Origin of the sequence: Cyanobium sp. Copco_Reservoir_LC18, from assembly GCF_009834675.1 — a bacterium.
Classification (GTDB): Bacteria; Cyanobacteriota; Cyanobacteriia; order PCC-6307; family Cyanobiaceae; genus Cyanobium; species Cyanobium minutissimum.
The window spans coordinates 20,404-27,598 of the sequence record NZ_ASAC01000013.1 but is presented as its reverse complement, the minus strand read 5'-3'; the positions used below and the strand labels follow the sequence as shown (position 1 = coordinate 27,598).

The following is a 7,195-nucleotide window of genomic DNA, read 5'->3' as shown; positions in this document are numbered from 1 at the left end:
GGGGGGCCCCCCCCCCCCCCCCCCCCAGCAGCGGCTCGCTCAGCTGCCGGCCTGAACAACCTGGTTGTAAGACACAGTGAGGCGGCGAGTGGTTATCCGAAGTGGCGTTCCGGTCCCTGAGCCTCGCCCTTCTGATGGGGAGGTCGCCCCACCCGCAGGTCCCGGGGGTGCCGTCGCCGGTGAGCGTCCTCATGCGCCGCGGTCCCAGGCGGGGGCGCCGTTTCCTCCCTGGGCAGCCTCCAGAAGGCCCCACGGTTGTTGCGGTTCTCTAACAGGCTTCCACCGGATCGGTTAAGGTCCCATTCATGCCTTACTATGCGGTGGCTTCGTGCACCGTGACCTCCCCCCATGGCACCTACCCTCCACTCTCTCCTCAAAGGAAGAGCTCTTCTGAAATTCATCCTCCCTGCGGCCGCTGTCACCGGCGCCCTCACCATTGGCGCCCCCTCGGCCCAAGCCCTGCAGATCGGCAACCTCGAGTTCGCTGATGGCACTGGTGATTTCGCCAGCCAAGTCAATGTTCTGGACCCCACCGACACCTTCAGCGTCCTCTTCAACACGGGCGCTAACCCGGTTGCATTGGTGAGCGGTGCCGGTGGTCTGTTTGTTCCTTCCTTCGCTCCCGCTCCTCCTTCGGCGGCTGTCGGAGTGTCGGCTGCCCTGGCCAACTTCACCTACTTTGCTCCGGTGAGCCCGTTCCAGGCTCTTTACACCCTGAATAGCGACACCGCCTTCACCTTTGCCAACGGCGTCTCGGTCGGGATCTTCGGTGGTGTCCAGTTCCTCGTCTCCCAGGGAACCACGGCAGTTCAGGTGGAAGTTACCCAGAACTTCGCTCCCGAACTCACTTCCTTCGTCACGGGTCTCCCTGGCGGGCCTGTGACTGTGTCTGCTGGTGCCTTCACCTTCAACGACACGATCCAGCCCACGGGTGGTTCCTACTCCGCCCAAGTCAACATCAAGCGGGATGCCCACGAAGTCCCCGGCCCCCTCTCCATCCTGGGTGCCGGTGCTGCTTTCGGCTACTCCCGTCGCCTGCGCAAGCGCGTCAAATCGGCCGCCGTTTCCTCCTGATTCGTCAGTCTCTCTGGGCTGAACCTCCTAGGCATTTAGACCCTGCTCGTACGAGCGGGGTTTTTTTTATGCATGCAGCGGCACGTCTTCTTGGGAGGGGGAGCTCCGCTCTGCCAGAGGCAAGCCCCGTCGCCTTCAGCTGGAGGGTTCGGCCGTCAGGCGGGTGGCCTCTAGCCGTGCCGCCTGGGCCTGCATGGTTCGGAAAATGTTCAGGAATCCGTTGGCCCGGGACGGGGTGAGGCTGGCTTGCAGGCCCGTGGCGGCCAGGAAGGAGGGATCAATCGCCGTCACCTGCTCCGCCGTCAGACCTTCCATCCCTTCAATCAGCAGAGCCAGCAGCCCCTTGGTGATCTGGGCATCGGAATCTCCCTGCCAGTGCAGGGTGCCGTTGGCCAGCTGCCCCACCACGTACACCTGGGAAACACAGCCCTTCACCTTGAAGGCGTCCTGCCGGAAGACCTCGGGCAGCGGCGGAAGTTTCTTGGCCAGCCAGAGCACGAATTCATAGCGGCGTCGTGGATCCTGGGTGCCGCTCAGGCGATCCACCAGACGATCGAGGGTCGGACTGCCGTAGCTCATTGCCCGATCCTATCGATTCAGGATCGCTTCCCATGACGTGCGGCAAGCCCCAGCCCGCCGATCAGGGCGAGGCCGGTGAGGGCCCAGGGGAGCGGACCACTCAACCGGTTCAGACGACGGACCGTCCCGGGCACCTCACCGCTGAGACCGCTGGGCACGGAGACTCTGCCAGCATCCTCCGGTGAGAGATAGTCCCGGTGTCCAGGCCCCGCATCCACCTGGATCTCCCAGTCGCTGCGGGCCCCCGGCGGAAGGGTGAAGGCGAGGCGGCCGTCAGGGCCTGTCTTGCCGATCGCGATGGCTTCACCCCCATCAGGAGGCAGCAGCCGGACGGTGGCATCACGGGCTGGATCCCCGCTGGAGAAGTGGCTCTCAAGTTCCAGTGTCCCTCCACTGGCGGAAGGGAGATAGTCGAGGGTGCTCTGGATGCCGTGGGCCCGGGCGGAGGGGGCCATGAAGGCGGCGACCCCACCCAGTAGGGCCAGAAACACGAAACGACGCGCCATGGGAAACCTCAGGAGGCTTTCCAGCGACTATCCCGCATTTTCCCCACCTGGACCATGCGAGCCATCGAGCTCACCATCATCGAGAGGGCATTGTTGTCCTGGCTGCGGTTCTCAAGCTCGGCCGCCAGCACCCGTTCAGCGGCGGTGAGAGCCAGCCTGTTGTTGCTCCTGCCCGGGTGAGTCAGGGGTCGGAGGCCTCTGGGGGTCAGGTCCAACAGCGCAAGGGGTGACTGAGTGGATCCTCGCAAAGGGCGGTCGCTCCTGCTTTCACCGGCCCCGTTGGTTCATGGGTTGCAATGTTCCCTGCTGCCGGCTCGATCCAGTGCAGGCCCTCCTCATCGAGCCAGCCGGAGACTGGAATGTCCCACGGATCCGATGGCAACGAGGCGGCGACGCAGGCCCCCGGCAGAACTGCCAGGGCAGGCACGGCCCGCCAGCGGGGATCGGCCCGCAGCCGGTCGTACCAGCCCCCGCCCGAGCCAAGCCGCAGCCCTGCGGGTGACACCGCCAGCGCTGGCACCAGCAGCAGGGCCAGGGCCTCCGGCTCCAGCGGGGTGCCCACCAGCGGGGCGGCGATGCCACAGGCATCGGGTTCCAAAGGATCCCCTGGGCTCCAGGGGAGATACATCAGGCCTGCTCCGGGGCGGACGGCGGGCAGGGCCAGTGGCCCGGGCGCCTGCTCCGCCAGGATTCTCAGGTCGGGCTCCGCGGCCAGGGGCCAATAGAGCCCCAGATGGTGGCCGGCCGGTACCCGGCCGGGAAGTTCCCTTCGGGCGACCGCCACGATGCCTGCGGCCGCCTCCGGAAGGCTCAGCCGGCGTGTCCGGCGAAATCGCCGCCGCAGCTGTGATTTCTCGGACCCCTCCATCCCAGGAAAAATGGCTGACGATCAGGATCGCCCATCGCCTGTCTTCACCGCTGAAACCAGCCGGTCAACGCCACCGCCAGCGCGTCGGCGGCGTCGTCGGGGCGGGGGGGGTGCTCCAGATCCAGCTCCCGCATCACCGCCGCCAGCACCTCGTCCTTCTCGGCGTGGCCGGAGCCGGCCAGGGCCAGCTTGATCTGCATCGGCGGGAACTCCACCACCGGAACGGCCAGGCGAGCCAGGGTCATCATCACCACCCCCCGGGCCTGCACCACCGCGATGGTGGTGCTGGAGCGGTAGAAGAAGAACTTCTCCACCGCCGCCAGCTGGGGCCGCCAGCGGCGCACGATCACCCGCAGATCGCGGGCGATCTCCACCATCCGATCCCCGTCGCTGCGGCCGGGTTCGGTGCGGATCATGCCGCAGTCGAGCAGGCGCTGATGGCCGCCTCCCGCGGCGGAGCGACCTTCCACATCGATCACCCCGTAGCCGACGCGCGCCAGCCCGGGATCGATGCCCAGAATCCTCACCCCGCCAGGGCCAGCTGGAAGGCGGAGGGGTCGCCGGCGGGGCGGTCGAACACCTTGCAGAACGTCTTCACCACCCGTTCGCCGGAGTCGATCTGCTCGAGGGGGTCCTTGCGCAGCCGGTGGCGCAGGCAGCAGGCCACCACCCGGGCCACGTCGTCGTCACTCACCTCCAGATGGCCCTCGAAGGCGGCCAGGGCCCGGGCGGCCCGGTTGGTGACGATGTCGCCCCGCAGGCCGTCCACGTCCAGTTCGCCGCAGACCGCCGAGATGCGGATGCGCAGCTCGTCGTCGATGGCCACCTGGGGCAGCCGCTCCTGGGCCTCCACCACCCGGGCCTGCAGGGCTTCCTGGGTGCTCTGCAGCCGGTCGCTGAAGCTGTCGGGGTCGGCATCGAAGCTGGTGCGCTGATCCACCACCTGCACCCGCAGCTCCGGGTCGCGCACGGTGCGCACCTCCACGCTCATGCCGAAGCGATCCAGCAGCTGGGGGCGCAGCTCGCCCTCCTCCGGATTGCCGGAGCCGATCAGCACGAAGCGGGCGGGGTGCCGCACCGACACCCCCTCCCGTTCCACCGTGTTCCAGCCCGAGGCGGCCGAATCCAGCAGCACGTCCACCAGGTGGTCGTCGAGGAGGTTGACCTCATCCACGTAGAGCAGGCCGCGGTTGGCCTTGGCCAGCAGCCCGGGCTCGAAGGCGCGCACGCCCTCGCTGAGGGCCTTCTCGATGTCGATCGTGCCGCAGAGGCGGTCCTCGGTGGCCCCCAGCGGCAGGTCGACCATGGGCACCTGGCGGGCCTCCACGGGCAGCTGTTCGCCCCGCTCGGCCCGCTGGCGCACCTCGCTGCTCTGCAGGTCGGGGTCGCTGGGCGAGCTGTTGTACGGGTCGCCGGCCACCACGTCGATCGCCGGCAGCAGATCGGCGAGGGCCCGGATGGTGGTGGATTTGCCCGTGCCCCGGTCGCCCATGATCATCACCCCGCCGATGCGGGGGTCGATCACGTTGAGCAGCAGCGCCAGCTTCATCTCCTCCTGCCCGACGATGGCGGTGAAGGGGAAGACCCTGCGCTTCCTGGTTGGCGTCACGGACGGCTTGCGGGCGGAGCCCCGGATTGTTTCACAGCCGCCCCTGGGGCCGCCCCCGGAGCCACCGGCGTCGTCACCGGAATCAGTGACAGCACCTGGGGCGGGGTGGCATCGGCCGGGTAGATGAGCCGCACCCGCCCCTGCCGTTCCTGACCGGGGCGCAGGCTGACCGTGCCCAGGGGCGGGCCCTCCTGGCCGGCCCGCAGCACCAGATGGAACCGCCGTCGTCCCCCCGGCCCGCCGGCGGCGTTGTCGAGGCCGCTGACCTCCACGGTGCCCCGGAACATCACCGCCCGCGCCGGGGTGGTGTGGAAGCGCAGGCCGCCCAGGGGCTGGTCGGTCTTGATCGGCGATTCCAGGGCCAGGGCCAGCTGCACCGGCCGGGGGGTGTCGTTGCGCAGCGGCAGGCTGAGGTCGTAGGTGACGCCGTAGTTGCCGTGGGCGGCCCAGGCGGTGCCCGGGTAGAAGGCGCGCAGGGGGGCCGTCTGCACCTGGCCGGTGCCCAGGGTGCCCCGCTCCAGGGACGCGATCGGCCAGGAGATCGGTGCCCGGCTCACCGAGAGGGTGGGGCGGCCCGGATCGGTGATCCGCCCCGTCCAGGCGCTGCCCTCCTGGACCCCGCTGACGCGGGAGTAGATCATCGGACCGCTGGCCCCCCGGGGGCTGGGGCTGTGCTCCTTCGGGCTGAGGCCGCCCTGCAGCAGGCGCTGCCAGACGGCCGGATCGGGCGGACGATCCACGGGGCCGAAGGCGGCCAGGGTGGCCACATCCACCGGACCGTCGCTGTGGAGGCGCAGCTGCAGGTTGAGGCCGTTGAGCAGCGGATCGAGGCCCCGTACCGGCAGCGGCAGCACCATCAGGGTGCTGAGCTGCCCCGCTGGCAGCGTCCAGCCCTCCGGCACCAGGGGGCTGCGCTGCTGGGCCAGGAGTTCGGTGGCCACCCGGCTGCCGGGGCCGGCCCAGATCGGGGTGGTGCCCTGCTCCATCAGGGCCGGCAGGGGCAGAAACGGGGCCGAGGGCTGGTCGGGGTCCACCGACTGGGACAGGGCGGTGGAGCCGGCCACGGTCCGCAGCTTCACCGGGCCGCTGCCCCGCGGGGCCGCCACCACCGCCAGCCAGAGGGTGGAGTCGAGGCTTTCGGGGGTGCCGGCGTAGATGTGATGGCTGAACAGCTCGAAGGGGCCGCTGACGGCCGCGTTCAGGTGCGCTGACGGCACGCCCAGGGGGCGCCCGGCGTAACCCCGCTGGCCATCGAAGGTGGACAACAGGATGCCGGGACCCTTGATCACCTCGGGGTTGTTGTCGTTCACCATCGGCACGGCGTCCAGCCGGCCCGGCAGGGGGGCCACCGTCCCCGGGCGCAGCACCGGCGGTGTCGGAGCGGGTTGCGGTGATGGGGAGGGCTGGGGCTGGGCCAGCAGCGGACCGCCCAGGGCGGCCAGAGCCAGGGTGGGCAGCACCAGGGCCCGGATGGGGGCGTTCATCAGCGTTTGACGAGGGTTTTGGTGACGGCCCCGGCCATCGACCGGATCAGCTCGGCGGAGCGGGGGTCATTGAACGGGCCCTTGACCATCACGGCCAGGACGGCCCGCTGACCGTTGGGCAGCTGGATCAGGGCGGTGTCGGAGTAGGCGATGCCGATGTCGCCGGTCTTGTTGTAGACGGTGATGCCCTCCGGCAGCAGCTCGCTGTCGGGATCGGAGGAGTCCTTGCCCAGGCCCATCAGCAGCCCGAGCGGGATCAGGGTGTTGGTGCGGGAGGTGCCCATGATCTCGCGGAACAGGTCACGGGCGCGGGGCGTGAGCTTGTCGCCGGTGTCCACCAGGGCGATGGAGCGGGCCAGATCGCGGGAGCTGGTGGTGTTGGTGCCGTCCAGGTCCGGCAGCCAGTTGTTCACCACCGTGGCCGTCAGGCCGAGGCTGCGGAAGCGGCCGTTGAGCTCGGTCTTGCCGCCGAGGCGGCGGATCAGCAGGTTGGTGGCGGTGTTGTCGCTCACCCGGATCATCTCGGTGGCCGCCTCGAAGAAGGGGAAGCGGGTGCCCAGGGGCTTGCTGGCCATCCAGCCGGCGCCGCCGCCCACCACCTCCTTGGTGAGCGGCATGGGCTCGTTCCAGCGCACCTTGCCGCGGTCGAGATCCTCCAGGCCCGCCAGCAGGATCGGCACCTTGATCGAACTGGCCGCCGACAGGGGCAGATCCGGCTGCAGCTCGGCGTAGCGGCCGTCATCCAGCACCAGCAGGAAGCCACTGGCGGTCAGACCCTTCTGGGCCGCCGCCAGCCGGGCCCACTGCTGGCTGAGGCCGACGAGTTCCTGGCGCGGTTCGAACCGTCCCAGGGCCATGGGGCCGCTGCCGGGTTTCGTCGCCACCGGTGACACTGGTGCCGCCGGTGCCGGCGTGCCGAGCGCCCCCTGCACCAGGCGCGGCGCCATCAGCTTGAGGGCGGTGCCGACGATCACCCCCAGACCCACCCCGAGCACGATCAGCCGCAGCACCAGCCCCACCGGGCGGAGCCACGGGTTGCTGCGGGGACGGGTTGGACGGCCAGCACTCACGGAAG

General features: G+C 69.6%; 8 protein-coding genes. 1 reads left to right on the top strand and 7 read right to left on the bottom strand.

Features of this window, described 5'->3' with window-relative positions; genetic code table 11:
• Positions 1-348 precede the first annotated feature (348 nt).
• A complete protein-coding gene (locus tag L107_RS07465) occupies positions 349-1,074 on the top strand; it encodes a hypothetical protein (protein ID WP_159817549.1) in 726 nt (241 codons plus the stop codon).
• A 135-nt stretch (positions 1,075-1,209) separates the two neighbouring features.
• Here L107_RS07465 and L107_RS07460 read toward each other — a convergent pair whose 3' ends face one another.
• From L107_RS07460 to L107_RS07430, 7 genes are all read right to left on the bottom strand, one after another.
• Positions 1,210-1,653 (bottom strand): SufE family protein, encoded by a 444-nt coding sequence (locus tag L107_RS07460; RefSeq protein WP_159817547.1) that lies wholly within the window; start codon positions 1,651-1,653, stop codon positions 1,210-1,212.
• Positions 1,654-1,670: 17 nt separating this feature from the next.
• A complete protein-coding gene (locus L107_RS07455; RefSeq protein ID WP_159817545.1) occupies positions 1,671-2,159 on the bottom strand; it encodes a hypothetical protein in 489 nt (162 codons plus the stop codon).
• A gap of 205 nt (positions 2,160-2,364) precedes the next feature.
• A complete protein-coding gene (locus L107_RS07450) occupies positions 2,365-3,027 on the bottom strand; it encodes a 5-formyltetrahydrofolate cyclo-ligase (protein WP_159817543.1) in 663 nt (220 codons plus the stop codon).
• Between the two features lie 44 nt (positions 3,028-3,071).
• Positions 3,072-3,554 carry a crossover junction endodeoxyribonuclease RuvC gene (gene ruvC, locus L107_RS07445; RefSeq protein WP_159817541.1) on the bottom strand — a complete coding sequence of 161 codons (483 nt, stop codon included), beginning with the start codon at positions 3,552-3,554 and terminating at the stop codon, positions 3,072-3,074.
• A complete protein-coding gene (gene bchI / locus L107_RS07440; RefSeq protein WP_106220465.1) occupies positions 3,551-4,636 on the bottom strand; it encodes a magnesium chelatase ATPase subunit I in 1,086 nt (361 codons plus the stop codon). Before bchI ends, ruvC begins: the two co-directional genes overlap by 4 nt.
• A complete protein-coding gene (locus L107_RS07435) occupies positions 4,633-6,120 on the bottom strand; it encodes a DUF3370 domain-containing protein (RefSeq protein ID WP_159817539.1) in 1,488 nt (495 codons plus the stop codon). The genes bchI and L107_RS07435 overlap by 4 nt, the downstream gene beginning before the upstream one ends.
• On the bottom strand, positions 6,120-7,190 hold the full coding sequence (locus L107_RS07430) for a serine hydrolase (protein ID WP_236550568.1): 1,071 nt from the start codon (positions 7,188-7,190) through the stop codon (positions 6,120-6,122). Before L107_RS07430 ends, L107_RS07435 begins: the two co-directional genes overlap by 1 nt.
• Positions 7,191-7,195 lie beyond the last annotated feature (5 nt).

What these genes read in the sequence shown, in the direction of transcription:
- L107_RS07450 (WP_159817543.1), bottom strand. Translation starts at nt 3,027, where the DNA reads ATGGAGGGGTCCGAGAAATCACAGCTGCGGCGGCGATTTCGCCGGACA.
- L107_RS07435 (WP_159817539.1), bottom strand. Translation starts at nt 6,120, where the DNA reads ATGAACGCCCCCATCCGGGCCCTGGTGCTGCCCACCCTGGCTCTGGCC.
- L107_RS07465 (WP_159817549.1), top strand. Translation starts at nt 349, where the DNA reads ATGGCACCTACCCTCCACTCTCTCCTCAAAGGAAGAGCTCTTCTGAAA.
- L107_RS07460 (WP_159817547.1), bottom strand. Translation starts at nt 1,653, where the DNA reads ATGAGCTACGGCAGTCCGACCCTCGATCGTCTGGTGGATCGCCTGAGC.
- L107_RS07455 (WP_159817545.1), bottom strand. Translation starts at nt 2,159, where the DNA reads ATGGCGCGTCGTTTCGTGTTTCTGGCCCTACTGGGTGGGGTCGCCGCC.